Here is a 26,237-nt window from a genome sequence, read left to right as displayed (position 1 = left end):
TCTCACCCTACGGGGCGTTCTCGCTGGCCGGGCAGCGTCGGACGGCCCGGGGCGTAGGCGTCGGAGCCGGGTTTCCCCGGATCGTGGGCCGCCGACGCGGTCGCGGAGGGACCCGCCGGTGTGCTCGCCGCCGCCGCGCGCCTGGCCTGCTGCGGCAGCGCGTCCACGGTCTGGGCCACCGCGGGCAGGGCCGGGTGGATCTCGCCCTGCGGCCGCCGGGCCCGGTAGGCGGCCCGGTACGCGGCCGGGGACGAGCCCAGCTGGCGCCGGAAGTGCCCGCGCAGCGCGACCGGCGAGCGGAAGCCGCAGCGGCCCGCCACCTCGTCGACCGAGTAGTCGGACGTCTCCAGCAGACGCTGCGCCTGGAGCACCCGCTGGGTGATCAACCACTGCAGGGGAGCGCTCCCGGTGAGGGAACGGAAACGCCGGTCGAAGGTGCGGCGGCTCATGTAGGCGCGCGCGGCCAGCGTCTCCACGTCGAACTGCTCGTGGAGGTGCTCCAGCGCCCAGGCGACGACCTCGGCGAGCGGGTCGGCGCCGATCTCCTCCGGTAAAGACCTGTCGAGGTAGCGCTCCTGTCCGCCGCTGCGGCGCGGCGGTACGACGAGCCTGCGGGCCAGCGCCCCGGCGGCCTCGGTGCCGTGGTCCGTACGCACGATGTGCAGGCACAGGTCGATTCCGGCCGCCGTGCCGGCCGACGTGAGGACGTCGCCGTCGTCGACGAAGAGCTCGCGCGGGTCGACGTGGACCGACGGGTAGCGCTTGGCGAGCGTCGGCGCGTACATCCAGTGCGTGGTGGCCGGGCGGCCGTCGAGCAGCCCGGCCGCCGCCAGGACGAAGGCGCCGGTGCACAGCCCGACGATGCGGGCGCCCTCCTCGTGGGCGCGGCGCAGGGCGTCGAGCGCTTCCGGCGGCGGTGGCGAGGTGATGGACCGCCACGCCGGCACGACGACGGTGCCGGCCCGGCTCATCGCCTCCAGGCCGTAGGGGGCGGTCAGTTCGAGCCCGCCGGTGGTGCGCAGCGGCCCGTCCTCGCCCGCGCACACCAGTAGCCGGTAACGGGGTACTCCTGCGTCCTGCCGGTCGATGCCGAACACAGAGAGCGGGATGGAGCTCTCGAAAATGGGGCCGCCGCTGAAGAGCAGCACCGCTACGATCTCCCGGCGGCGGCGTCCGGAGAGCTTCCGTGCGGCCTCCGGTACGGCAGTGGAGTCCTGGCTCATGACGCTAAGCCCCCCTCGGTGTTCGCGTCCTCTCGGTCCTGCACGTTTCCCCTCGGTCCTGCATGATTCCCCCGCCGTATATACCCATGATCGAATCTACTGCGTCCCGTGGCGCCGGCGTGACAACTTCGGCATTCGGCACTATGTCGACAAGGCCACTTGGCGCGAAGCATTCGATCACGAAGCGTTCCACTCGTGGGCCCCGCAGGGAAGTGCGCCTCGCTCTCATGGCCCGTCCCCGTAGGGTGCGTTGGCCGGAGACGGTCCTTTCATGCCTGGTGGAACAGGGGTGGAGAGGTCATTTCGCCAAGGGTCGGGTCGCGGCAGGAAGTTGGCTGAAAAGCTATGGGTGTGTGGGTGCCGGGCCGCTGTTCCCCCGGCGCACACCCCTCGGCGTGGTGTCCGCCCCGGTGCGCCCCCGCCGTGCGCGGGCGCGGACGCGCCCGTCCTTCCGCCGCCGCTGTCGCCGCTCCCGCCCGCGGGAACGGCCGAACGCACCCCGGTCAATCCCGTCGCCGGCCGCGCCCCCGGCCTTGTCGTCGATCATGTCCGCCGGGCGTCGCGGCCGACGGCGCCCGTCCGTCAAGACACCTGTAAGGGGCAACCGGCATTGCCTTACGGGCCGGGCTCGTGCATGCTCCCTTGGACGCCGCCCGAGGGGCGGTCGGCTCTGGGCAGAAGAGGAGTGTCGCCGTACCCTTGGGGGTATGGGGTTGGGAAGATGATTCCCGGACACAGCTCCACCGCTCATTGCCACTCTTTCCCTCAATAAAAGCGACCCCTCCTCAGAGGACTTCTTCGCCGAGACACCCATGGCCGGTCACGAAATCCCCGAACCCGCGGACCGCAAGCAGGTCGCCGATCCCCTGGACGACCTCCGGGCGGTGGAACAAACGCGCCATTCCTGCGATCCCGCCTTCCAGCACGGTGTCGTCGTCGGCTTCGACGGTTCCACCTCCAGTGAGCGGGCACTCTCGTACGCCATCGGCATGGCGGTGCGGTCGGGCTCCGGTCTGATCATCGTCCATGTGGCCAACAGGCTGCCGACCACGGTCTGGGCGGGGTGCGAGCCGCCGGTCTTCGTGGACGTACCGGATCACCGCACCGAGGTGCTCGGACTGGAGCTGGCCTGCGCGGACTACCTCTCCGAAGTGCCGTGGATCCTCGTCGAGCGCGGTGGCGACATCTGCCACGAGCTGGAGGAGGTCGGCCAGGAGTACTCGGCCGACGCGATCGTGGTCGGGACGACGCACGGCCTGGTCGGGCGGATCTTCGGATCGGTGGCGGGCCGGCTGGCGCGGCGCGCGCAGCGGCCGGTCATCGTGATCCCCTGATCCCCCGGTCCCCTGATGCCGTGACCCCGTGATTCCTTGAGCGCCGCGCGACACAGGGCCGGCCCCCTGCTTCGCGCGGGGGCCGGCCTTCGTCGTACCTGCGGGTCCGGTCCGCCGGCCGTTACTCGACCGTCACGGACTTGGCGAGGTTGCGCGGCTTGTCGATGTCGCGGCCCATGGCCAGCGCCGTGTGGTAGGCGAGGAGCTGGAGCGGAATGCCCATGAGGATCGGGTCCAGCTCCGTCTCGTTCTTCGGGACGACAATGGTGTGGTCGGCCTTTTCCTGCTCGCGGTGCGCGACCGCCAGGATCCGGCCGCTGCGCGCCTTGATCTCCTCCAGCGCCGCGCGGTTCTTGTCCAGCAGATCGTCGTCGGGCACGATCGCGACCGTCGGCAGGGCGGGCTCGATCAGGGCGAGCGGACCGTGCTTGAGCTCGGAGGCCGGGTACGCCTCGGCGTGGATGTAGGAGATCTCCTTCAGTTTGAGGGAGGCCTCCAGCGCCACCGGGTAGCCGCGCACGCGCCCGATGAACATCATCGACTGGGCGCCCGCGTACTCCTCGGCGATCTTCTTGATCTCGTCCTCGGTCTCCAGGATCGCGGCGATCTGGGCGGGCAGCTTGCGCAGGCCGGCGATGAGCCGCTTGCCGTCGGCGACGGACAGGTCGCGGATGCGGCCCAGGTGCAGGGCGAGCAGCGCGAAGGCGACGACCGTGTTGGTGAAGCACTTGGTGGAGACGACGCAGACCTCGGGGCCGGCGTGCACGTACATGCCGCCGTCGGCCTCGCGGGCGATCGCCGAGCCGACGACGTTGACCACGCCGAGGACGCGGGCGCCCTTGCGCTTGAGCTCCTGCACGGCCGCCAGCACGTCGTACGTCTCACCGGACTGGGAGACGGCGACGTAGAGGGTGTCGGGGTCCACGACCGGGTTGCGGTAGCGGAACTCGGACGCGGGCTCGGCGTCGGCGGGGATGCGGGCCAGCTCCTCGATCAGCTGCGCGCCGATCATGCCCGCGTGGTACGACGTGCCGCAGCCGAGGATCTTGACGCGGCGGATGCCGCGCGCCTCGCGGGCGTCGAGGTTCAGGCCGCCCAGGTGCACGGTGGAGAAGCGGTCGTCGATGCGGCCGCGCAGCACGCGGTCCACGGCGTCGGCCTGCTCGGAGATCTCCTTGTGCATGTACGTGTCGTGACCGCCCATGTCGTACGACTCGGCCTCCCACTCCACGGTGGTCGGCGTGGCCGTCGTGCGCGAGCCCTCGGTGGTGTACGTACGGAAGTCGTCGGCCTTGAGGGTGGCCATCTCGCCGTCTTCGAGGGTGACGATCTGGCGGGTGTGCGAGACCAGCGCGGCGATGTCGGAGGCGACGAACATCTCCTTCTCGCCGATGCCGAGGACGACCGGCGAGCCGTTGCGGGCGACGACGATGCGGTCGGAGAAGTCGGCGTGCATGACGGCGATGCCGTACGTGCCCTCGACGTGGCGCAGCGCCTCGCGGACCTTCTCCTCCAGCGTCACGGCCTGGGAGCGGGCGACGAGGTGGACCAGGACCTCGGTGTCGGTCTCGGAGAGGAACTCGACGCCGTCGGCGACCAGCTTGGCGCGCAGCTCGGTGGCGTTGTCGATGATGCCGTTGTGCACGACGGCGACCCTGCCCTCGGCGTCGAGGTGCGGGTGCGCGTTCTCGTCGCTCGGGGCGCCGTGGGTGGCCCAGCGGGTGTGGGCGATGCCGGTGGTGCCGGCGAAGCGCTTGGGGACCCTGGCCTCCAGGTCGCGGACGCGGCCCTTGGCCTTGACCATCTTCAGGCCACTGGCCTTGGGGCTCGTCACCACGATGCCCGCCGAGTCGTAGCCGCGGTACTCCAGGCGCTGGAGCCCTTCGAGCAGCAGCGGGGCGACGTCGCGCTTGCCGATATAACCGACGATTCCGCACATATGTTCTCTGTCCCTCGAGTCGTTGAGTGGGTGCTCAGCCGTAGACGATGCGGCGCAGCTGGCGGAGCGAGAGCTCCGGCGGCGCCACGGCGCGGTGCGGCAGCTCGGCCGCGATCCGTTCGAAGATCTCCGCGTTCACCAGGCCGCCGGACCGGAGCTCACGGTGGCGGCGGCGCACGAAGTCCTCGGCCGTCTCGTCGAAGTACGCCAGCACGTCGAGCACCACCCGGGCGGCCTCGCCGCGCGGGAGCGCGGTGCTGCGGATCAGGTGGTCGATGAGGTCGTCGTACGGCGACGACGGGCGGCGTTCGAGCACCCGTAGATACTGCGGGGGATTCGGGGCTTACGCAAGAATCCTGCCCGAATGCGGGCAGGATCTCGCTTCTGGAGCGAGGAGAGCCGGTTGCGTCCGGGTGGCTCCCGGGGCGGGACACGGACGCGGAAGTGGTCTGAACCCTTGACCCCGAAGTGGGCGCGCGATACGCATGGTGACCGTTCGCCTGCACTACGCCACTGTTGCGAGGCCCGTCGAAGGGACCGCCCCGTGAGTCAACGCAGAACGCTCCCCCGCCTGTTCGCTCCGCTGGTCGTCGCCGTCCTCGTCGGCGGCGCCGCCGGCACGACGGGCATCGCGGCCACCCCGGCGGCCGCCGGGCCCGCCGCGGAGGCAAGACCGCTGGGCCAAGTGATTCCGGCGCCCGCCTCCGTCTCCGAGGGCGGGCCTTCCTACGCCCTCACGCACCGGACGCGCATCAGGGTCGACGACGACTCGCGCGAGGCACGGCGGATCGGCTCGTACCTCGCGGACGTCCTGAGGCCGTCCACCGGCTACGCGCTTCCGGTCACGGAGAGGGACGCCAAGGACGGGATCCGGCTGCGGCTCGGCTCCGGGGACGCCTCGCTGGGCGACGAGGGGTACCGGCTGGAGTCCGGACGCCACGGGGTCACCATCACCGCCCGCAAGCCCGCCGGGCTCTTCCACGGCGTGCAGACCCTCCGTCAGCTGCTGCCCGCCTCCGTGGAGGAGGACACCCGGCAGCGGGGCCCGTGGAAGGTCGCGGGCGGCACGATCGTGGACGCGCCGCGCTACGGCTACCGGGGCGCGATGCTCGACGTGTCGCGCCACTTCTTCAGCGTCGACAAGGTCAAGACGTACATCGACCAGATGGCGCTCTACAAGGTCAACAAGCTCCACCTGCACCTCTCCGACGACCAGGGCTGGCGCATCGCCATCGACTCCTGGCCGCGGCTCGCGACGTACGGAGGCTCGACCCAGGTCGGCGGCGGCCCCGGCGGCTACTACACGAAGGCCGACTACAAGGAGATCCTGCGGTACGCCGCCTCCCGCCACCTGGAGGTCGTCCCCGAGATCGACCTGCCGGGGCACACCAACGCGGCGCTCGCCTCCTACCCCGAACTGAACTGCGACGGCGTCGCCCCGCCCCTCTACACGGGGACCAGCGTCGGCTTCAGCTCGCTGTGCGTGCCGAAGGACATCACGTACAGGTTCGTGGACGACGTGGTGCGCGAGATCGCCGCGATGACGCCCGGGAAGTACCTCCACATCGGCGGCGACGAGGCGCACTCCACCTCGCACGCGGACTACGCCGCCTTCATGGAGAAGGCACAGGCCGTCGTCGGCAGGTACGGCAAGACGGTGATGGGATGGCACCAGCTGACCGGCGCCGAGCCGGCCGAGGGCGCCGTCGCCCAGTACTGGGGACTCGACAGGACGTCGGCGGCGGAGAAGGCGCAGGTCGCCCGCGCGGCGAAGAACGGGACGAAGCTGGTGCTGTCGCCGGCCGACCGGGCGTACCTCGACATGAAGTACGACAAGAATACGCCGCTGGGACTCACCTGGGCGGGCCTTGTGGAGGTGCGGCGCTCCTACGACTGGAACCCGGGGACGTACCTGCCGGACGCGCCGGCCGAGTCGGTCCTCGGGGTCGAGGCGCCGCTGTGGTCGGAGACCCTGTGGACCAACGACCAGGTCGAGTTCATGGCGTTCCCGAGGCTGCCGGGCATCGCCGAGCTGGGCTGGTCGCCGGCGGCCACGCACGACTGGGACGCGTACAAGGTGCGGCTGGCGGCCCAGGGGCCGCGGTTCTCGGCGCTGGGGATCGACTACTACCGCTCGGCGCAGGTGCCCTGGCCGGCGGAGTAGGGGCACCGAGGGTGCGGCGGGCGCCCGTGAGGGCTGTGGCACGGGCGCCCGCCCGTTCACCGTTCCCGGTCAGGCGGGTGCGTACCGCGCGATCGGGTTGTCGAGGGTGCCGACGAGCTGGAGCGCGCCCGACGGGTCCTGGAGGTCGACCATCTGCTTGTTGTTGCGCAGCTGGAGCCGGTTCAGGCAGGACAGCGCGAACTGTGGCGCGAACATGTCGTACTGCTTGAACTTGTCCGCGAGCTGCGGGTGCGCCTCCTGGTAGCCGGCCACGCACTCCGCCACCGTCCGCCAGAAGGTGTCCTCGTCGACGACGCCGTCGGTGGCGAGCGTGGCGCCGAGGAAGCGGAAGAAGCAGTCGAAGACGTCGGTGAAGATCGAGAGCAGCTTCATGTCGTCGGGCACCTCGGCGCGGACGCGCTCGACGGCGGGCGGCAGCACCGCGTCCGGGTCCATCACGCAGATCTCCTCCGCGATGTCCTTGAAGACCGCCCGGGTGACGACGCCGTCCTCGACGGCGAGGATGACGTTCTCGCCGTGCGGCATGTAGACCAGGTCGTAGGCGTAGAAGCTGTGCAGCAGCGGCGTGAGGTACGCGTGGAGGTAGCGGCGCAGCCACTCGGCCGGTTCGAGGCCCGACTCGGCGATCAGGGCGCCCGCGAGGGAGGCGCCCTCGTGGTCGGTGTGCAGCAGCGACGCCATGGTGGCGAGGCGCTCGCCCGGCGCCAGGGACGGGACGGGGCTCTCGCGCCAGAGCGCGGCGAGCATCTTCAGGTACGGGGAGCCCTTGGCGGTGGCGGCCTCGTACTGGCGGTGGTGGTAGCCGATGGCCGCGCGCTCACGGATGATCGTCAGGCCGGTCGCCCGGAGGGTCTCGTCGTTCTCGACCAGACCGGCCAGCCAGTCGTTGATGGCGGGCGTGGCCTCCATGTAGGCGGCCGACAGACCGCGCATGAAGCCCATGTTGATGACGGACAACGCCGTCTTGACGTAGTGCTTCGCCGGGTCGCTCGTGTTGAAGAAGGTACGGATCGACTGCTGGGCGAGGTAGCTGTCGTCGCCCGCGCCGAGGCAGACCAGGCGCTGCTGCGCGACCTCGGCGGCGAAGGTGACGGAGAGTTTGTTCCACCACTGCCAGGGGTGGACCGGGATGAGGTAGTAGTCGGCCAGGTCCAGGCCGAGGCCGCTCAGCGTCGCCGCGAACCGGTCGAGGACCGCGTCGCCCAGTTCGGCGCGTACGAAGTCCTCGTACTCCAGCCCGGCGCCGGCCGTGAAGGTGGCGTGGTCGCGGCGGGCGGCCAGCCAGATCAGCCGGACGGGGGAGGCGGCCTCGGGGGCGTACGAGCGGTACTCGTCGATGCCGAAGCCGAGACGGCCGTTGTTGGCGACGAAGCAGGGGTGGCCCTCGGTCATCCCCGTCTCGACGGCCTGGAAATCGGCACGGGCCAGCGCGGCGGCGGTGACGGGCGCCTTGGTGAGCTTGTACGCAGTACCGGAGAGGGTGGAGCTGATCTCCTCCAGGTAGACGGGGAGGATCTCCGGGCTCAGACCGAGTGCCCCGCGCAGCTCGATGAAGAACTCGAGGGCGTCGAGGGGGATCTCGGCGCCGTCGCGGTGGCGGGTGATGGACTCGGGGAGGACCTGCCAGTGGTCGAGCGCGTGGCGGCGGGCGGTGAAGCGGTACTCGGTCGCGCCGTCGTCGGAGCGGACGGCGTACCGGTCCCCCCCGGAGCCGGAAGCCTGGGAGGGGCCCCCGTCGAGGGGCTCGGGGGTCAGCAGGCGCTCGTGGGAGAACTCGGCGAGCGCTTTGCGGACGAGGAGCCGGCTCGCGTGGGCCCAGCGCTCGGGGGAGAGGTGGGAGACGGCGCCGGTGGGGCTCTCGCGGTTCACAGGGCGGCTCCGGCGGTGCGGCGTGCGGCTTCGAACCGGGCGCGCGTGCAGACGCTCAGGTAGGCGTCCTTCTCCGGCTTGGCGATCTTCTCGACGATCTCGAAGCCGACGGCCTCGTTGAGGCGGTGGACGGCGTCGTTGCGCACGTCGGGCTCGACGACGACGCGGCGGGTGGCCGGGTCCGCGAACAGCTCCTCCATCACCGCGGTGATCACGGCGCGGGTGAACCCGTGGACGGGCTTGTCGGTCGGCGCGACCAGGAAGTGCATGCCGACGTCGCCGGGCTGGGCGTCGTACAGGCCGACGAGCTCGACGTGGGCCGGGTCGTACCGCTCCATGAGGAAGGCGGGCTCGCCCTCGTACAGGCCGATGAAGGCGTCGTGGTGCTCGGCGGCGGCTATCGCCATGTACGCGCGCTCGACGTCCGGCAGTGACGCGTCCTGCATCATCCAGAAGGCGGCCTTGGGGTGGGTGACCCAGCCGTGCAGCAGCTCGAAGTCCGAAATGGGGCCTCCCCTGCTCGAACGGAGTTGAGAGCTCGGGGAAGGGTCGAGGGGGCGGATCGTGAACTGCGGCGTGCTCATACGGCGAACTCCTGGAAGGCGATGGTCTTCTCGACCGGGTAGTACTCGGACCCCAGCAGCTCACGGATGATGCAGGCGTTGCGGTACGCGCTCATGCCCAGGTCGGGTGAGGTGATGCTGTGGGTGTGGACGGCGGCGTTCTGCAGGAAGATGCCGCGGCCCGTCGTGTCGATGCTGTAGTTGCGGGCCACGTCGTAGCGGCCCTGGCCGTCCCAGCGGATCCGGTCGCGCACGCCCTCCAGGAAGGCGGGGGTGCGGTAGCGGTAGCCGGTCGCGAGGACGAGGCCCTCGGTGCTCAGCTCGAAGTCCTTGCCCTGCTCCTCCTGGCGCAGCCCGAGGGTGTACGTCGCGCTTTCGGCTTCGTAGCTCGCGGTGTTGAGGGAGGAGTTGGTGAGCAGGCGGGCGGGGACCGGGCCGTTGAGGTTCTTCTGGTAGAGCAGGTCGAAGATCGCGTTGATCAGCTCGGAGTCGATGCCCTTGAAGAGGTTCTTCTGCTGGGACTCCAGGCGGTAGCGCGTCGCCTCCGGGAGCGCGTGGAAGTAGTCGACGTACTCCGGGGAGGTCATCTCCAGCGTGAGCTTGGTGTACTCCAGCGGGAAGAAGCGCGGCGAGCGGGTGACCCAGTTGAGCCGGTAGCCGTGTACGTCGATCTCGGCGAGGAGGTCGTAGAAGATCTCCGCGGCGCTCTGGCCGCTGCCGACCAGGGTGATGGACTTCTTCGCCTGGAGCGCCTCCTTGCCGCTCACGTAGCGCGAGTTGTGGATGAAGTCGCCGCCCAGGTCCTGGCAGGCGTCCGGGATGTACGGCGGGGTGCCGGTGCCCAGGACCAGGTGGCGGGCGCGGTAGGTGGCGTCCTGGGTGCGGACGACGTACAGCTCGGACCCGGCGTCGAACTCGACCGAGGCGACCGTCTGGCCGAAGCGGATGTTGCTGAGCTTGGCGGCGGCCCAGCGGCAGTAGTCGTTGTACTCGGTCCGCAGCGGGTAGAAGTTCTCGCGGATGTAGAAGGAGTACAGCCGCCCCTTCTCCTTCAGGTAGTTGAGGAAGGAGTACGGCGAGGTCGGGTCGGCCATCGTGACCAGGTCCGACATGAACGGCGTCTGAAGGTGCGCGCCCTCGAGGAACATCCCCGCGTGCCACTCGAAGTCCGGCTTCGTCTCCAGGAAGAGGCCGTCGAGCTCGTCGATCGGCTCGGTGAGGCAGGCGAGCCCGAGGTTGAACGGACCGAGTCCGATACCGATGAAGTCAAGAGGCTCAAGAGGCGTGGACAAGGGACTCTCCCAGGTACTGCTCGGCGTGGCCGGCGATGAGGTCGAGGACGGCCGCGATGTCGCTCAGCGTCGTCTCGGGGTTGAGAAGGGTGAACTTCAAGTAGTGCTTGCCGCCGACCTTCGTCCCGGCCACGACGGCGTCGCCGGACGCGAACAGCGCCTTGCGGGCGTACAGGTTGGCGCGGTCGATCACGGCGGGGCCGGTGACGTCGGCCGGGACGTAGCGGAAGACGAGGGTGGAGAGCGAGGGCTGGACGACGACGTCGTAGCGCGGGTCGGCGGCGAGCAGCCGCCAGCCCTCGCCGGCGAGGTCGCAGACCTCGTCGAAGAGCTCGCCGATGCCGTCGGCGCCCATGGTCCGCAGGGTCATCCACAGCTTGAGGGCGTCGAAGCGGCGGGTGGTCTGGAGGGACTTGTCGACCTGGTTGGGGATGCGCTCCTCCACCGTCCGGCGCGGGTTCAGGTACTCGGCGTGGTACGTCGCGTGGCGCAGGGTGGCGCCGTCGCGGACCAGCAGCGCGCTCGAACTGACCGGCTGGAAGAAGGACTTGTGGTAGTCCACGGTGACCGAGTCGGCGTGCTCGATGCCGTCGAGGAGGTGGCGGCGGGTGCGGGAGGCCAGCAGGCCGCAGCCGTACGCCGCGTCGACGTGCATCCAGGCGCCGTACAGCTCGCACAGCTCGGCGATCTCGGGCAGCGGGTCGATCGAGCCGAAGTCGGTGGTGCCGGCGGTGGCGACGACGGCCATCGGGACGAGGCCCTCGCTCGTGCAGCGGGCCAGTTCGCGGGCGAGGACCACGGTCCGCATGCGCTTGTCGTTGTCGCAGGGGATCGCGATGACGGCTTCGGGGGAGAGGCCGAGGAGTTTCGCGGACTTCTGGACGCTGAAGTGGCCGCACTCGGAGGCGAAGACGCGGAGCTTGGCGAAGTCGTCGGTCTTGGCCTCCTCACGGGCCAGGAGCAGCGCCTGGAGGTTGGACTGGGAGCCGCCGCTGGTGAAGACGCCGTCGGCGCCCGTCTCCTCGGCGGTGCCGAAGCCGATGCGGCTCGCCGTCCAGTCGACGAGGCGGCGCTCGATGAGGGTGGCGCCCGCGCTCTGGTCCCAGGTGTCGAGGGAGGAGTTGACGGCGGAGAGCACGGCTTCGGCGGCGACGGCCGGTATGACGACCGGGCAGTTGAGGTGCGCGAGGTAGCGCGGGTGGTGGAAGTAGACGGCGTCGCGGAGGTAGACGGATTCGAGCTCGTCCAGGACGGCGGTGGTGTCGCCGAGCGGCCGGTCGAGGTCTATCGCGTCGAACCGGGGGGCGAGCTGCTCCGGGGTGATGCCGGTGAACGGCTTTCTGGTCGCGGCGAGTTTGTCCGCCACCCGCTCGACCGCTGCGGTGGCGGTCCGGCGGTACCGCTCGGCGGTCGTGTCGTTGAGCAGGTGTGAACGCATGAACTGTCCTCCCGGGTACGGGAATTCATTGCGCCCTCAGGACAGGAGGAGGGGGCGAAGGCGCGGTGTGATTATTAGGTTAGCCTAACCTAACTACGTCTCGCAACGCTCTCGCCCCCCAGGGGGCACAGGTGTTGCGCGCTACTGCGCGTCTTCTTTTTCCGCCCGCTCCCGTTCCCGCAACTGCTCCTCGTTCAGCCCGCGGCGCCAGTAGCCCGCGAACGTCACGCGCCTGCGGTCGAACTTCCGCTCCTGGACGAGGTGGCGGCGCAGCGCCCGTACGCACGACGACTCGCCCGCGATCCAGGCGTACGGCGTGCCGTCCGGCAACTCGGCGTCCCGTACCGCCTCCAGAGGGGAGGGCGCGTTCCCGTCCTGCACCAGCCAGGTGATGTCCGCGTCGGCCGCCGTGGTCAGCTCCAGGCGGTCGTCGGCGTGCCGGACCTCGATCCAGACCTTGGCCTTCGTCCCGGCCGGCAGCCACTCCAGGGCGGCCGCGGCGGCCGGCAGCGCGGTCTCGTCCGCCCACATCAGGACCCAGTCGGTGTCCTCGGGCGGGCGGAAGCGCACGGCGGTGTTGTCCTCGACGGCCGGCCCCAGGACCACGACGCGGTCACCGGCGCCCGCCCGCCCCGCCCAGCGACAGGCGGGCCCGCCGTCCTCGTGGAGGGCGAAGTCGATGTCGATCTCGTCGGCCTGCGCCCCGTCGGCGGCGCGGCGCTGCGCGCGCAGGGTGTACGAGCGCATGACCGCGCGTACGCCGTCGGGCAGCGCACGGTACGCCCCGAACCAGTCCGGCTCGGTCTCCGGCGGAAGCACCGGCTCCGGCTGACCGGGGTGCGGCAGGAAGAGGGAGAGGCTCTGGTCCCGGCCCCCGGAGGCGAAGGCCCGCAGGTCCTCGCCCCCGAACACCACCCTGACCAGGGAGGTGCTGAGCCGCCGGGTCCGGAGGACCGTCAGGCCGAAGAAGCGGAACGGGGCGGTGGCGGCGGCGGTTTCGGCTTCCTCGGCTGACCCGGTCATGCTCAGGCGACCTTCTTGGCCTTCTCGATGGCCTCGGCGAGGTCTTCGAGGATCGGCGCGCACTTGTCGTAGGAGTAGATCGGCTCCGTGGTGCGCGGGACGACCTGGCCGGCCTTGACGGCGGGCAGGCGGGTCCAGGTCGGCTTGTTCTTGAGGTCGTCGGGCTGCAGGATCCCGGTCCGGTTGTCCATCATGATGATGTCGGCCGGGTACTTGTCGACGTTCTCCCAGCTGAGGCTCTCGAAGAAGCCGGCCGCGTCCACCTTCGGCTCGACGAAGTTCACGCCCAGCTCCTGGAAGTAGAGCGTGTCCGCCGACATCTTCGCGAGGGAGACGTAGAAGAGGTCCGGGCTCGCCGAGCCGATCATGACCTTGACCTTCGGGTTGGCCTTGGCGGCCCGGCGCAGGCGCGCGGCGGCCTTCTCGAAGCGGGCCTTGGCGTCGGTGACCTTCTTGGCCCTGACGTCGGCGCCGAGGGACTCGGCGAGGTCGGCGTGGCGCTGGATCGCCTTGGGGACGGTGGTCTCCGCGGCCCACAGGGCGACGCTCGGAGCGACCTTGAGGATCTTCGCGGTGGACGCCTCGGGGACGTACCAGAGCTTGTCCTTCTCCCACATCGCCGTGACGAGGAGGTCGGGGTCGAGGGCGACGTACTCCTCGACGTTGAACTCGTCGTAGACGTTGCCGATGATCTTGACCTTGTCGATGTCCAGGTCGCCGGCCTGGACGTCGGCCTTGCCGTCAGCGGTCCTGGTCGGACCGAACACGCCCTTCACCTCGACGCCGAAGTCGTGGAGCGCGGCGGCCACGCCGGTGAACGCGACGATGTTCTTGGGGGTGGCGGGGCTCTTCACCGTCTTGCCGCGGTCGTCCTTGAAGGACCACGGGCCCGACTTCCCGGCGTCCTTCTCCTCGTTCTTCGCGGAGGTCTCGCCGCAGGCGGTCAGCGCGGCGCCGATGCCGAGGGCGCCGCCGGCGGCGAGCAGGCTGCGGCGGGAGAGGCGGGTGGCTCGGGCGTGAGGCATGACGGTGTCTGCTTTCGTACGTACGGTCGGGGTCCTCCACGGGACAAGTCCGAAGGTAGGTTAGCCTAACCTCATGCAATGTCCAGGGGCCGGTTCCGCGAGGTGGACGGCCCCGGGCGGCGGCTGAACCGAACTGCCCCGGGCTGAGCAGGGGTTGCCGCCGGGATGCGCCCGGCCGTGACGCCGGCGCGCACGTCTTCCCCGCAAGCTCCAGGAGATCCGGGGCGGCCCCGCGCCCCGGGGCGGCCCCGTCCGGTGTACGGGCGTCAGCCGGTGAGGCCCAGCTCCCGGGCGATCAGCATGCGCTGGACCTCGCTCGTGCCCTCGCCGATCTCCAGGATCTTCGAGTCGCGCCACATCCTGGCCACCGGGTATTCGTTCATGAAGCCGTAGCCGCCGTGGATCTGGGTGGCCTCGCGGGCGTTGTCGACCGCGACCGTGGAGGAGTAGAGCTTGGCGAGGGCGGCTTCCTTCTTGAACGGCTCGCCCCGGACCAGGCGGGACGCCGCGTCGCGCCAGCCGACGCGGGCCATGTGGGCGCGCATCTCCATGTCGGCGATCTTGAACTGGATCGCCTGGTGGGAGCCGATGGGGCGGCCGAAGGTGTGCCGCTCCTTCGCGTACGCCACCGACTCGTCGACGCAGCCCTGGGCGAGACCGGTCGCGAGCGCCGAGATGGCGACGCGGCCCTCGTCGAGGATGCGCAGGAACTGGGCGTAACCGCGGCCCTCTTCGCCGAGGAGGTTGGCGAGCGGGACGCGTACGTCGGAGAAGGACAGCTCGCGGGTGTCCGAGGCGTTCCAGCCGACCTTGGAGTACGGGGCCGCGACGGTGAAGCCGGGGGTGCCGGAGGGGACGACGATCGCGGAGATCTCCGGCCTGCCGTCGGGCTTGCGGCCGGTCACGGCGGTGACGGTGACCAGGCCGGTGATGTCCGTACCGGAGTTGGTGATGAAGCACTTGGAGCCGTTGACGACCCACTCGTCGCCCTCGCGGCGGGCGGTGGTCTTCGTGCCGCCGGCGTCCGAACCGCAGTCGGGTTCCGTCAGGCCGAACGCGCCCAGCATCTCCCCCGAGCACAGGCGCGGCAGCCACGCGCGCTTCTGCTCCTCCGTGCCGAAGCGGAAGAGGGGCATCGCGCCGAGCGAGACGCCCGCTTCGAGGGTGATGGCCACGGAGGAGTCGACGCGGGCCAGCTCTTCGAGGGCGATGCCGAGCGCGAGGTAGTCGCCGCCCATGCCGCCGTACTCCTCGGGGAAGGGCAGCCCGAAGAGGCCCATGCGGCCCATCTCGCGGACGATCTCGTACGGGAACTCGTGGCGCTCGTAGTAGTCGCCGATCTTCGGGGCGACGACGTCGTGGGCGAACTCCTCGACCGTACGGCGGAGTTCTTCGTGCTCGGTGGAGAGGCGGTGGTCGAGGGGCATGACTACGACTCCTTGTGGGACAGGGCACGCACGGTGCGGGAGGGGCTGGGGCGGCCCAGCCGTTCGGCCATCCACGCGCTGGTGGCGGTGAGCCGGCCGAGGTCGACCCCGGTCTCGACGCCGAGGCCGTCGAGCATCCACACGAGGTCTTCGGTGGCGAGGTTTCCGGTGGCGCTCTTCGCGTACGGGCAGCCGCCGAGGCCGCCCGCGGAGGCGTCCACGGTGGTGACGCCGTACTGGAGCGCGGCGAGGGTGTTGGCGAGGGCCTGGCCGTACGTGTCGTGGAAGTGCACGCCGATCGCGGAGGCCGGGACTCCGGCCTCGCCGAGGGCGGTGAGCAGGGCCAGGACGTGGCCGGGGGTGGCCACGCCGATGGTGTCGCCGAGGCTCAGCTCGTCGCACCCGAGGTCGAGCAGGGCCCTGGCGACCCCGACCACCTGGCGGACCGGGACCGCCCCTTCCCACGGGTCGCCGAAGCACATGGAGAGGTAGCCGCGTACGTGGACCCTCTCCTCCTTCGCGCGGGCGACGACCGGCTCGAACATGGCGAGCGACTCGTCGACGGTCCGGTTGAGGTTGCGGCGCGCGAAGGTCTCGGTCGCGCTCCCGAACACGGCGATGCGGCGCGCGCCGAGGGCGAGGGCGCGGTCGAGGCCGCGGGCGTTCGGCACGAGCACGGGGAGCTCGGCGCCGACGTCGTGCAGGAGGGGGAACAGCGCTTCGGCGTCGGCGAGCTGGGGGACCCACCGGGGGTGCACGAAGCTGGTGGCCTCGACGGTGGCGAGCCCCGCGCCGGCGAGGCGGTGGATGAACTCGGCCTTCACCTCGGTCGGTACGACGGTCTTCTCGTTCTGGAGGCCGTCGCGGGCGCCGACTTCGTGGATGCGGACACGGGTGGGCAGGCCGGCTGCCGGCACCCGCATCGGCAGTGCCCCGGTCATGACTCCTCCTGCGGGGTGACCACGGCCAGGACCTGGTCCATGGCCACGGTGGAGCCCGGCGTCACGTCGAGCTCGGTGACGGTGCCGGCGTGCGGGGCGGAGATGACGTGCTCCATCTTCATCGCCTCGACGACGAGGAGGCTCTGCCCGGCGTCGACGTGGTCCCCGACGGCCACCTTGACCACGGTGACGGTGCCGGGCATGGGCGCGGCGAGGGTGTCGACGCCCGAGCGGGCGCCGCCGGTCAGGCTCGCCTCGACGGGGTCGTGGTCCTGGACGTGCCAGGAGTCCCCGTCCCGGCCCAGCCAGATGCCCTCCGGGCCGGTGGCGCGGCTGAAGGTGTGGGTCACACCGGCGAGCTCGACGGTGACGGTGCGGCCGTCCGTGGCGACGAGGCGGGCGCGGGTGGGGAGCGGTTCCTCCTCCCCCGTCCCGGCCCCTCCCGATGGCGGCGCCTGCGGCTCCGCCGGGAGAGGGGGCAGGCCCCCGGGCCCCCGGGGCGGCAACTGCGCGCCGCCGCCCCCGGAGTGGGCCGTGCCCGTGCCCGTGCCGGGGGACGGGGCTGCGCCCGCGCCCGGGGTGGTCGCGTCGGCGGGGAGCGTCGGGGCGCCGCCGTCGGCCCCCGTGGGCGGGGGCTGCGCGCCATGCGGCGCCACCGGCCGCAGGGGGATGGCGGTTGCCAGGTCGGGGGCCGTCGGGTGCGGGCCGGGGAGCCGGAGCTCCGGGCCCGCCGCCGTGGTGCGCACGCCGATCGCCACCGGGTCGTGGCCCGGTACGCGGGCGTGGTGGACCGTCCAGGCGGGGAAGCCGCCCAGACGCCAGCCCGTGCGGGCGGAGAAGGGGTCCGTCCAGCGCGGAGTGCCGTCGGCGGCGGTCTCCTCCCCGGCCCGCAGCAGCGCCGCCGCCGCGTACACCTCCGGCGGGACCCCTTGCGGGACCAGGCTGTCCGCGTCGCGCTCGACCAGCCCCGTGTCCAGCGCGCCCGAGACGACGTCCGGGTGGGCCAGCAGGCGGCGCAGGAAACCCGCGTTGGTCGGGACGCCCAGGACGACCGTGTCCGCCAGGGCCGCGCGCAGGCGGCGCAGGGCGGTGGCGCGGTCCGGGGCGTACGCGATCACCTTGGACAGCATGGGGTCGTAGAGGCTGCCGACCTCCGTGCCCTGGGTGAGCCCGGAGTCGGTCCGTGCTCCGTCGCCCTGCGGTTCGTGCAGGGCCAGGACCGTGCCGCCCGAGGGGAGGAAGCCGCGGGACGGGTCTTCCGCGCAGACACGGGCCTCCACCGCGTGACCCGTGAGCGTGATGTCCTTCTGGGCGAAGGGGAGCTCCTCGCCGGCCGCGACCCGCAGCTGCCACTCCACCAGGTCCAGGCCGGTGATCAGCTCGGTCACCGGGTGCTCCACCTGGAGGCGGGTGTTCATCTCCATGAAGTAGTACGACGACGGGTCGTTGCCCGGGACGATGAACTCCACCGTGCCCGCGCCCCGGTACCCGCACGAGCGCGCCGCCGAGACCGCCGCCTCGCCCATCGCCGCGCGCGTGGCCTCGTCCAGGAGGACCGACGGGGCCTCCTCGATGATCTTCTGGTGGCGGCGCTGGAGGGAGCACTCGCGCTCGCCCAGGTGGACGACGTTGCCGTGGGCGTCCGCCAGGACCTGGATCTCGATGTGCCGGGGGCGGTCGATCCACCGCTCCACCAGCAGCGTGTCGTCGCCGAACGACGCCCGCGCCTCGCGCCGCGCCGCCGCGATCTCCTCCGCCAGCGCGGACTCGACGCGGGTCAGCCGCATGCCCTTGCCGCCGCCGCCCGCCGAGGGCTTGAGGAGGACCGGCATGCCGATCTCCCGCGCCGCCGCGGCCAGTTCCTCGTCGCTCAGGCCGCTGCCGGACGAGCCGGGCACGACCGGGACGCCTGCCGCCCGTACCGTCTCCTTCGCCCGGATCTTGTCGCCCATGAGCGCGATGGCCGGGGCGGGCGGCCCGATGAAGGCGAGCCCCGCGTCCGCGCACGCCCGCGCGAACGCCGCGTTCTCGGCGAGGAAGCCGTAGCCCGGGTGGACGGCCCGGGCGCCGGTACGGGCCGCCGCCTCCAGCAGGCGGTCGGTGCGCAGGTAGCTCTCCGAGGCCGCCGCCGGGCCGATACGGACCGCCGTGTCCGCCTCCCGCACATGGCGGGCGTCCGCGTCCGCGTCGCTGAACACGGCCACCGAGCGCACGCCCAGCTCCCGCAGCGTGCGGATGACGCGGACCGCGATCTCGCCGCGGTTGGCGACCAGGACTGTGTCGAACATCGTCATGTGTCACTCACATCCGGAAGACGCCGAAGGCGGGGTCGGAAAGCGGCGCGTTGGCACAGGCCGTCAGGGCCAGGCCCACCACCTGCCGGGTCTCCAGCGGGTCGATCACGCCGTCGTCCCACAGCCGCGCCGTCGCGTAGTAGGCGTTGCCCTGGGTCTCGTACTGCTCGCGGACCGGGGCCTTGAAGGACTCCTCCTCGGCCGCGGACCAGGACTCCCCGCGCGCCTCCAGCTGGTCCCGCTTGACCGTCGCCAGCACCGACGCCGCCTGCTCGCCGCCCATCACCGAGATCTTCGCGTTGGGCCACATCCACAGGAAGCGGGGGGAGTACGCCCGGCCGCACATCGAGTAGTTGCCCGCGCCGTACGACCCGCCGACGACGACCGTCAGCTTCGGGACGCGCGTGCACGCCACCGCCGTCACCATCTTCGCGCCGTGCTTGGCGATGCCGCCCGCCTCGTAGTCCCTGCCGACCATGAAGCCCGAGATGTTCTGGAGGAAGAGGAGGGGGATGCCGCGCTGGTCGCACAGCTCGATGAAGTGCGCGCCCTTCTGGGCGGACTCGGAGAAGAGGATGCCGTTGTTGGCGACGATGCCGACCGGGTGCCCGTGGATCCGGGCGAAGCCGGTGACCAGGGTCTGGCCGTACTCCGCCTTGAACTCCTGGAAGCGCGAGCCGTCGACCGTACGCGCGATGACCTCACGCACGTCGTAGGGCGTACGGGGGTCCACCGGCACCGCGCCGTACAGCCCGTACGGATCGACCTTGGGCTCTTCCACGGGCTCGACCGGCCACGGCAGCGGGCCGCGTCCCGGGAGCGTCGCCACGATGGTGCGGACGATGCGCAGCGCGTGGGCGTCGTCCTCGGCGAGGTGGTCGGTGACGCCCGAGGTGCGGGAGTGGACCTCGCCGCCGCCCAGCTCCTCGGCCGTGACGACCTCGCCCGTCGCCGCCTTCACCAGCGGCGGCCCGCCCAGGAAGATCGTGCCCTGGTTCCGCACGATGACGGCCTCGTCGCTCATCGCGGGGACGTACGCCCCGCCCGCCGTGCAGGACCCGAGCACCGCCGCGATCTGCGGGATGCCCGCCCCCGACATGCGGGCCTGGTTGTAGAAGATCCGTCCGAAGTGCTCGCGGTCCGGGAAGACCTCGTCCTGGAGGGGGAGGAAGGCGCCGCCGGAGTCCACCAGGTACAGGCACGGCAGCCGGTTCTCCAGCGCCACCTCCTGCGCCCGCAGGTGCTTCTTGACGGTCATCGGGTAGTACGTGCCGCCCTTGACCGTGGCGTCGTTCGCGACGACCACGCACTCGCGGCCGCTCACCCGCCCGATCCCGGCGATCACACCCGCGGCCGGCGCCGCCCCGCCGTACATCCCCTCGGCCGCCAGCGGAGCCAGCTCCAGGAAGGGCGACCCGGGGTCCAGGAGCGTGTCCACGCGGTCGCGCGGGAGCAGCTTGCCGCGCGCCGTGTGGCGGGCGCGGGCCTTCTCGCCGCCGCCGAGCCGCGCCGCGGCGAGCCGCCCGCGCAGCCCCTCCACGAGCTCCCGGTGGGCCGCTTCATTGGCCCGCCATGCCTCGGCTGCCGGATCGGCGGTGCTGGTCAGCACCGGTGCCTGCCGCATCTCCTGAGCCCCCTCGCCCGGTCGGTGTGCTGTCGGTGAGCATGTTAATGAGCGTTAACGCCCTCTCAGGTTAACGACCGCTAACCCCTCTGTCCAGGGTTCTCCGCCCGGAGGGGGCCGGAGGGATTCGTTCTGCGGTATGACGCACTGGCGTCCGAGGGCTGTCAGGATTTCCTCCGAGTGCGTACGGGGTGCATACGGGGGCGGGGCTTGTGGCCACACTGCGAGACACGGCGGAAACCGGGACGGAGCCGCGGCCGCGGCGGCGGGTTCTGGAGGTGGACGCCCTCCGCGGCTTCGCGCTCCTCGGAATCCTCCTGGTCAACAGCCTGACCATGGCCGGTCCCTACGGCCTGGTGGGCGGCCGGCCGCCGGGCGCCGCCGACACCGTGGCCCTCTGGCTGGTGCAGTTCCTCGCGCAGAGCAAGTTCTACCTGCTCTTCTCGTTCCTCTTCGGCTACAGCTTCACCCTCCAGGCGGTCTCGGCCGAGCGCGCCGGCGCCCGCCTCGGGCCGCGGACGATGCGGCGGCTGCTGGGGCTCTTCGTCCTCGGCGCCCTGCACGCGGTGTTCCTCTACGTCGGCGACATCCTGACCACGTACGCCCTGCTCGGCCTGATCCTCTTCGCCGCCCGCCGGGCCACCCCCGAAGGCGCGTACCGCGCCGCGCTGTGGGTGTGGGGCGTCTTCGGGTCGGTCCTGCTGCTGCTCGGCGCGCTCGCGACGCTGGCCGACCCGGGCGCGGACGCCGCGCCGGGCGCCGCCGCCGCGGAGGCCGCCGGACTCACCGCCGCCTACCGGGGCGGCTTCGCCGACGTCGTCGGAGCGAACCTGGAACAGCTGTGGTTCGCCGCCGTCGCGCTGCTGACCATAGGCGGCCTCGTCGTCGCGGTCTTCCTGCTGGGGCTGGCGGCCGGCAAGCGGCAGTGGCTCACCCGGGTGAGCACCGCCGGTCTGCGCCGCGTCCTGGTGGCCGGCCTCTGCGTGGGCGTGCCCACCGCCGCCTTCTCCGCCGCCGGCACGGCGGGCCCGCTCCCCGCCCGCTGGGAACTGCTCGCCGGGATGGCCGGGACCGTCTTCGCCCCGGCACTCACCGCGGCGTACGTCGCCGCACTGCTGCTCTGGTTCGGTACGCCGGGCGGGGCGCGGGCGGCGGGCGTCCTCGCGCCGGCCGGGCGCATGGCGCTGACCCACTACCTCACCCAGTCGCTCGTCATGGCCCTGGTCTTCACGGGCTACGGTCTCGGCCTGTACGGACGCCTGGGCATCGCCGTCCCGGTCTGCCTCGCGCTCGCCCTGTACGCGGCGCAGCTCGCCCTCAGCGGCCCGCTCCTGCGCCGGTACCGGCTCGGGCCGGTGGAGTGGCTGCTGCGGGCGTTCACCCATTTCCGCGAGCGTCCCGACGGGCGTCCCGGCGGACGTTCCCATGAGGTTAACGAGCGCTAACCGGCCGGTCTAGAATGACCTCATGAGCACCAACGCCGCCGCCCGCGTCGCGGCCCCGACCCGCCGCGAGCAGATCCTCAGGGAGGCCGCCCGCCTCTTCGCCGAGCGCGGCTTCCACGGTGTGGGCGTGGACGAGATAGGTGCCGCCGTCGGCATCAGCGGTCCCGGCCTCTACCGTCACTTCCCGGGCAAGGACGCCATGCTCGCCGAACTGCTCGTCGGCATCAGCGAGCGGCTGCTGGACGGCGGCAGGCAGCGCGCCGCGGCGGAGTCCGCGGACAGCCCGGAGGCGGTGCTCGGCTCCCTCATCGACGGCCACATCGACTTCGCCCTCGACGACCGGCCCCTGATCACCCTGCACGACCGCGAACTGGACCGGCTCAGGGAGAGCGACCGCAAGCGGGTGCGCCGGCTCCAGCGGCAGTACGTCGAACTGTGGGTCACCGTCGTACGGGAGCTGAACCCCGGCGTACCGGAGGCGGAGGCGCGGTCGGCCGTGCACGCGGTGTTCGGACTGCTGAACTCGACGCCGCACCTCGGGTCGTACGGCAAGGGCCTGCCGGGGCGGGCGGCGATGGAAGGGCTGCTGCGGCGGCTGGCGCACGGAGCGTTCGGCGCGCTCACGCCGCGCGCCGCGGCCTGACCCGCTTTCTCCGGCTGACCCGGCTGACCCGGCTGACCCGGCTGCCCCGGCTTCTCCGGCGGCTTCCCGGGCTTCCCCGGCCGCCCCGGCTTCTGCGGCGGCGGCTTTCCCGGACGGGGGCCGGAGCCGGACGGCACAATGGGCCCATGCCGATACCCAGCCGCGCCGCCCTCGTCGACCACCTCACCCGCACCCGCATCGCCGGTGACGTCGCCACTCCCCGCGACAACAACCTCTCCCACTACCGCAAGCTCGCGAACGGCGACCGTCACTACTGGCTCGGCCTCGAACTCGGCGACCGCTGGACCGACGAGCAGGACGTCCTCGCCGTGATGGCGGAGCGCTGCGGCGTCAGCGACGACCCCGGACACCGCGACGGCCAGGACACCATCGACCCCGAACTGACCGTCGACGCGCTGGAGCGGATGGCGGCGCGGCTGCGCAAGGCCGCCGCCGGCAAGGAGCGGGTGCTGTTCGCGACCGGGCACCCCGGCGGGCTCCTCGACGTACACCGCGCGACCGCGGACGCGCTGCGCGTCGCGGGCTGCGAGATCGTACGGATTCCGGGCGGGCTCACCGCCGACGAGGGCATGGTGTTCCAGTTCGCGGACGTCGCGATGCTGGAGCGCGGCGCGACCCTGTGGCACACGCACTCGCCCGAGCCGATGAGGGCGGTCCTCGACGGCCTGGAGCGCGAGGGGCGGCCGCTGCCCGACCTGGTCGTCGCCGACCACGGGTGGGCCGGCTGCGCGGGACAGCGCGGGATCGACGCGGTCGGGTACGCCGACTGCAACGACCCGGCGCTCTTCATCGCCGAGGCCGAGGGCACGCTCCAGGTCACCGTCCCGCTCGACGACCACGTCACCGACCCGCGCTTCTACGACCCGATGACGGCCTACCTGCTGGACGCGGCCGGCCTGGTGCGACCCGGGCCGGGGGTCGGGTCCAGGTAGACGCGGCGGATCGCCGGATAGCGCTCGCGCAGCTGCTGTTCGGCCTCCTCGCACGCCCACTCGATCTGTTCGGCGCTCGCCACGTCCCGGAAGTCGATCTTCGCGGCGACCAGCGCCTCGCGCGGCCCCTGCACGAGCGTCGTCAGTTCCAGTACGTCGACGATGTGCGGGACCGAGAGGAGCTCCTCGCGTACGCCCGCCCGCATCTCCCTGGGCAGCGGACGCCCGATCAGCAGCTGGGCGTTGCTGCGGCCGAGCACCCAGGCGACGTACACGAGCAGCAGGCCGATGAGGACCGAGGCCAGGCCGTCCCACACGCCCGAGCCCGTGAGCTGTCCGCCGAGCAGGCCGCCCGCGGCGAGCGCCAGGCCGGCCAGGGCCGCCGAGTCCTCCATCACGACGGCCTTGACCGCCGTGTCGGGGGTGTGGCGCAGGTAGCGGGTGACGGGGGCGTGGAAGCGGGCGGCCTCGCCGCGGACCTGCCTGATGCCGGTACGGAGCGAGAAGCCTTCGAGCAGGAAGGCGACGCCCAGCACGAGGTAGGAGACGAGCGGGTCGCCGGGTTCCTCGCCGTGGACGAGGGTGTGGACGCCGTCGTAGACGGAGAAGACGGCGCCGCCGACGAAGGTGGCGACGGAGGCCAGCATCGCCCAGATGTAGCGCTCCGGGCCGTGGCCGAGCGGGTGCTCCTCGTCGGCGGGCTTCTCGCCGCGCTTGAGCGCGGTCAGGAGCATGAGTTCGGTGACGGTGTCGGCGAACGAGTGGGCCGCCTCCGACAGCATCGCGCTGGAGCCGCTGATGACACCGGCGACGGCTTTCGCGGCGGCGATCCCGAGGTTCGCGATCGCCGCCACGATCACGGTGACGGTGCTCCCGGCCTGTTCGCTCATGTACCGGACGGTATGTCCGATCAGCGCGGGACGCGAACCACGCCCTCCTGGATGACGGAGATCGCCAGCCGGCCGTCCCGCGTGTAGATCCTGGCCTGCCCCAGGCCCCGTCCGCCCGACGAGGACGGCGACTCCTGGTCGTACAGCAGCCATTCGTCCGCCCGGAAGGGCCGGTGGAACCACATCGCGTGGTCGAGCGAGGCGCCGACGACGTCGCCGGTCGTCCAGCCGCCGCGCCCGTGGGCGAGCAGCACCGAGTCGAGCAGCGTCATGTCGGAGACGTACGTGGCGAGGCACACGTGCAGCAGCGGGTCGTCGGCCAGCTTGCCGTTCGTGCGGAACCACACCTGCGAGCGCGGCTCGCGCGGTGCGCCGACCGTGCCGTACGGCGGGGTGTCCACGTACCGCAGGTCCACCGCCGCGCGGGCTTCGAGAATGCGGTCGGCGACACCCGCGTCGAGGAAGCGGTCCGCGTACTCCGGCAGCATCTGGGCGGTCGTCGGGAGCGTCTCGGGGTCCGGCGCGGGCGGCATGTCCGCCTGGTGCTCCAGGCCCTCCTCGTACGTCTGGAAGGACGCGGAGAGGTGGAAGACCGGCTGGCCGTGCTGGACCGCGACGACGCGCCGGGTGGTGAAGGAGCGGCCGTCGCGGATGCGGTCGACGGTGTAGACGATCGGCGCGTCCGGGTCGCCGGGCCGCAGGAAGTACGCGTGCAGGGAGTGGGCGGGACGGTCTCCGGGGACGGTGCGGCCCGCCGCCACCAGCGCCTGCGCGGCCACCTGGCCGCCGAAGACGCGGGGGACGACCGCCGAGCGCGACCGGCCCCGGAAGATGTCCTGCTCGATCCGCTCCAGGTCGAGCAGATCGAGCAGGTCGTCGAGTGGATCGGACACCAGGGCTACAGGCCCATCGACTTGGCGATGATCATCTTCATGACCTCGCTGGTGCCGCCGTAGATGCGGTTCACACGGTTGTCCGCGTACAGACGGGCGATCGGGTACTCGTTCATGAACCCGTAACCGCCGTGCAGCTGGAGGCACCTGTCGATGACGCGGTGCGCGACCTCGGTGCAGAACAGCTTCGCGGAAGCGGCCTCGGCGGGCGTGAGCTCGCCGGCGTCCAGGGCCTCCAGGGCGCGGTCGGCGACGGCCTCGGCGGCGTCCACCTCGGCCTGGCAGGCGGCCAGTTCGAACTTGGTGTTCTGGAAGGCCGCGACCGGCTTGCCGAAGACGGTGCGGTCCGTGACGTACTGCTGGGCGAACCGGACGGCGGCCTTGGCCTGGGCGTACGCGCCGAACGCGATGCCCCAGCGCTCGGAGGCCAGGTTCTTGCCCAGGTAGCCGAAGCCCTTGTTCTCCTCGCCGAGCAGGTCCTCGACCGGCACCTTCACGTCGACGAACGCCAGCTCGGCGGTGTCGGAGGTCTTCAGGCCGAGCTTGTCCAGCTTGCGGCCCACCGAGTAGCCCTCGGACGTGGTGTCCACCGCGAACAGGGAGATGCCGAAGCGGCGGTCGTCCTCGCGCGGGGCGGAGGTACGGGCGCACACGATGACGCGGTCGGCGTGCACGCCGCCGGTGATGAAGGTCTTGGCGCCGTTGAGGACGTAGTGCGTGCCGTCCTCGGAGAGCCTGGCGGTGGTCTTCATGCCCGCGACGTCGGAGCCGGTGCCCGGCTCGGTCATCGCCAGCGCCCACATCTCCTCGCCGGAGACGAACTTCGGCAGGAAGCGCTTCTTCTGCTCGTCGGTGGCCAGCATCTCGAGGTAGGGCAGGCCGAGCAGCACGTGGACGCCGGAGCCGCCGAAGGAGACGCCCGCGCGGGCGGTCTCCTCGTACATCACGGCCTCGTACTTGTGCGAGTCGATGCCGGCGCCGCCGTACTCCTCGGGGACGCGGATGCCGAAGACGCCCAGCTCGCCGAGCTTGTAGTAGAAGTCGCGCGGCGCCTGGCCAGCGGTGAACCACTCGTCGTAGACGGGGACGACCTCGGCCTCGATGAAGGCGCGGATGGTCTCCCGGAACGCCTGGTGGTCCTCGTTGAAAACGCTACGGCGCACGACGACGCCCTCCCTCTGTCTTCAGCTCAGGCTTCGACCCGACTTGTCTAAGCGCTTGCTCAGTCGAAGTTAC

21 protein-coding genes are annotated in these 26,237 nt (G+C 71.6%); 5 read left to right on the top strand and 16 right to left on the bottom strand.

Annotated features, from left to right (window positions below; translation table 11 throughout):
• Window positions 1-2: 2 nt before the first annotated feature.
• On the bottom strand, window positions 3-1,223 hold the full coding sequence (locus ABD374_RS23840) for a helix-turn-helix domain-containing protein (RefSeq protein WP_344497631.1): 1,221 nt from the start codon (window positions 1,221-1,223) through the stop codon (window positions 3-5).
• Window positions 1,224-2,035: 812 nt separating this feature from the next.
• Between ABD374_RS23840 and ABD374_RS23835 the strand changes: the two genes are divergently transcribed.
• Entirely contained in the window at window positions 2,036-2,557 is a 522-nt protein-coding gene (locus ABD374_RS23835; protein WP_344497630.1) for a universal stress protein, read from the top strand.
• 121 nt (window positions 2,558-2,678) lie between these two features.
• Here ABD374_RS23835 and glmS read toward each other — a convergent pair whose 3' ends face one another.
• Together glmS and ABD374_RS23825 are read right to left on the bottom strand one after the other, a co-directional pair.
• Entirely contained in the window at window positions 2,679-4,496 is a 1,818-nt protein-coding gene (glmS, locus tag ABD374_RS23830; protein ID WP_344497629.1) for a glutamine--fructose-6-phosphate transaminase (isomerizing), read from the bottom strand.
• Between the two features lie 34 nt (window positions 4,497-4,530).
• A complete protein-coding gene (locus tag ABD374_RS23825) occupies window positions 4,531-4,812 on the bottom strand; it encodes a hypothetical protein (RefSeq protein WP_344497628.1) in 282 nt (93 codons plus the stop codon).
• 228 nt (window positions 4,813-5,040) lie between these two features.
• Between ABD374_RS23825 and ABD374_RS23820 the strand changes: the two genes are divergently transcribed.
• Window positions 5,041-6,660: a beta-N-acetylhexosaminidase gene (locus tag ABD374_RS23820; protein ID WP_344497627.1), complete on the top strand. Its 1,620-nt coding sequence runs from the start codon at window positions 5,041-5,043 to the stop codon at window positions 6,658-6,660.
• Between the two features lie 69 nt (window positions 6,661-6,729).
• Here ABD374_RS23820 and ABD374_RS23815 read toward each other — a convergent pair whose 3' ends face one another.
• The 10 genes from ABD374_RS23815 to ABD374_RS23770 all read right to left on the bottom strand — a co-directional run bounded on the left by ABD374_RS23815 (window position 6,730) and on the right by ABD374_RS23770 (window position 20,177).
• A complete protein-coding gene (locus tag ABD374_RS23815; protein WP_344497626.1) occupies window positions 6,730-8,550 on the bottom strand; it encodes an IucA/IucC family protein in 1,821 nt (606 codons plus the stop codon).
• On the bottom strand, window positions 8,547-9,134 hold the full coding sequence (locus ABD374_RS23810; RefSeq protein WP_344497625.1) for a GNAT family N-acetyltransferase: 588 nt from the start codon (window positions 9,132-9,134) through the stop codon (window positions 8,547-8,549). Before ABD374_RS23810 ends, ABD374_RS23815 begins: the two co-directional genes overlap by 4 nt.
• Window positions 9,131-10,405 carry a lysine N(6)-hydroxylase/L-ornithine N(5)-oxygenase family protein gene (locus ABD374_RS23805; protein WP_344497624.1) on the bottom strand — a complete coding sequence of 425 codons (1,275 nt, stop codon included), beginning with the start codon at window positions 10,403-10,405 and terminating at the stop codon, window positions 9,131-9,133. Before ABD374_RS23805 ends, ABD374_RS23810 begins: the two co-directional genes overlap by 4 nt.
• Entirely contained in the window at window positions 10,389-11,843 is a 1,455-nt protein-coding gene (locus ABD374_RS23800; protein WP_344497623.1) for a pyridoxal phosphate-dependent decarboxylase family protein, read from the bottom strand. Before ABD374_RS23800 ends, ABD374_RS23805 begins: the two co-directional genes overlap by 17 nt.
• A 141-nt stretch (window positions 11,844-11,984) precedes the next feature.
• The gene (locus ABD374_RS23795; RefSeq protein WP_344497622.1) at window positions 11,985-12,866 is read right to left on the bottom strand and encodes a siderophore-interacting protein; all 882 of its coding nucleotides are present in this window, start codon (window positions 12,864-12,866) and stop codon (window positions 11,985-11,987) included.
• Window positions 12,867-12,868: 2 nt separating this feature from the next.
• Window positions 12,869-13,891, bottom strand: coding sequence for an ABC transporter substrate-binding protein (locus ABD374_RS23790; RefSeq protein WP_344497621.1), 1,023 nt, complete (start codon window positions 13,889-13,891; stop codon window positions 12,869-12,871).
• Between the two features lie 266 nt (window positions 13,892-14,157).
• Complete coding sequence (locus ABD374_RS23785; protein ID WP_344497620.1) at window positions 14,158-15,318, bottom strand: acyl-CoA dehydrogenase family protein; 1,161 nt, start codon at window positions 15,316-15,318, stop codon at window positions 14,158-14,160.
• Window positions 15,319-15,320: 2 nt separating this feature from the next.
• Entirely contained in the window at window positions 15,321-16,259 is a 939-nt protein-coding gene (locus ABD374_RS23780) for a hydroxymethylglutaryl-CoA lyase (RefSeq protein WP_344497619.1), read from the bottom strand.
• Entirely contained in the window at window positions 16,256-18,547 is a 2,292-nt protein-coding gene (locus ABD374_RS23775; protein ID WP_344497788.1) for an ATP-binding protein, read from the bottom strand. The genes ABD374_RS23780 and ABD374_RS23775 overlap by 4 nt, the downstream gene beginning before the upstream one ends.
• Before the next feature lie 13 nt (window positions 18,548-18,560).
• Complete coding sequence (locus tag ABD374_RS23770) at window positions 18,561-20,177, bottom strand: carboxyl transferase domain-containing protein (protein ID WP_344497618.1); 1,617 nt, start codon at window positions 20,175-20,177, stop codon at window positions 18,561-18,563.
• A 278-nt stretch (window positions 20,178-20,455) separates the two neighbouring features.
• Between ABD374_RS23770 and ABD374_RS23765 the strand changes: the two genes are divergently transcribed.
• The 3 genes from ABD374_RS23765 (at window position 20,456) to ABD374_RS23755 (ending at window position 23,218) form a co-directional block, all read left to right on the top strand.
• On the top strand, window positions 20,456-21,622 hold the full coding sequence (locus ABD374_RS23765) for a DUF418 domain-containing protein (RefSeq protein WP_344497617.1): 1,167 nt from the start codon (window positions 20,456-20,458) through the stop codon (window positions 21,620-21,622).
• Between the two features lie 22 nt (window positions 21,623-21,644).
• The gene (locus tag ABD374_RS23760; protein WP_344497616.1) at window positions 21,645-22,265 is read left to right on the top strand and encodes an SACE_7040 family transcriptional regulator; all 621 of its coding nucleotides are present in this window, start codon (window positions 21,645-21,647) and stop codon (window positions 22,263-22,265) included.
• Window positions 22,266-22,411: 146 nt separating this feature from the next.
• Complete coding sequence (locus ABD374_RS23755) at window positions 22,412-23,218, top strand: phosphatase (RefSeq protein ID WP_344497615.1); 807 nt, start codon at window positions 22,412-22,414, stop codon at window positions 23,216-23,218.
• On the opposite strand, the gene ABD374_RS23750 is transcribed toward ABD374_RS23755, so the two are convergent.
• From ABD374_RS23750 to ABD374_RS23740, 3 genes are read right to left on the bottom strand one after another with little or no spacing between them, the layout of a single operon-like run.
• Window positions 23,161-24,108, bottom strand: coding sequence for a cation diffusion facilitator family transporter (locus ABD374_RS23750; RefSeq protein WP_344497614.1), 948 nt, complete (start codon window positions 24,106-24,108; stop codon window positions 23,161-23,163). The two genes, ABD374_RS23755 and ABD374_RS23750, sit on opposite strands and share 58 nt — an antisense overlap.
• A gap of 20 nt (window positions 24,109-24,128) precedes the next feature.
• Window positions 24,129-25,001, bottom strand: coding sequence for an acyl-CoA thioesterase II (gene tesB, locus ABD374_RS23745; protein ID WP_344497613.1), 873 nt, complete (start codon window positions 24,999-25,001; stop codon window positions 24,129-24,131).
• A 5-nt stretch (window positions 25,002-25,006) separates the two neighbouring features.
• Window positions 25,007-26,164 carry an acyl-CoA dehydrogenase family protein gene (locus tag ABD374_RS23740; protein WP_344497612.1) on the bottom strand — a complete coding sequence of 386 codons (1,158 nt, stop codon included), beginning with the start codon at window positions 26,162-26,164 and terminating at the stop codon, window positions 25,007-25,009.
• Between the last annotated feature and the right edge of the window lie 73 nt (window positions 26,165-26,237).

It is taken from the genome of Streptomyces enissocaesilis (assembly GCF_039533765.1).
In the GTDB taxonomy this organism is placed as follows: Bacteria; Actinomycetota; Actinomycetes; order Streptomycetales; family Streptomycetaceae; genus Streptomyces; species Streptomyces enissocaesilis.
The sequence above is the reverse complement of the archived record's forward strand: the minus strand, read 5'-3'. Positions and strand labels throughout refer to the sequence as shown.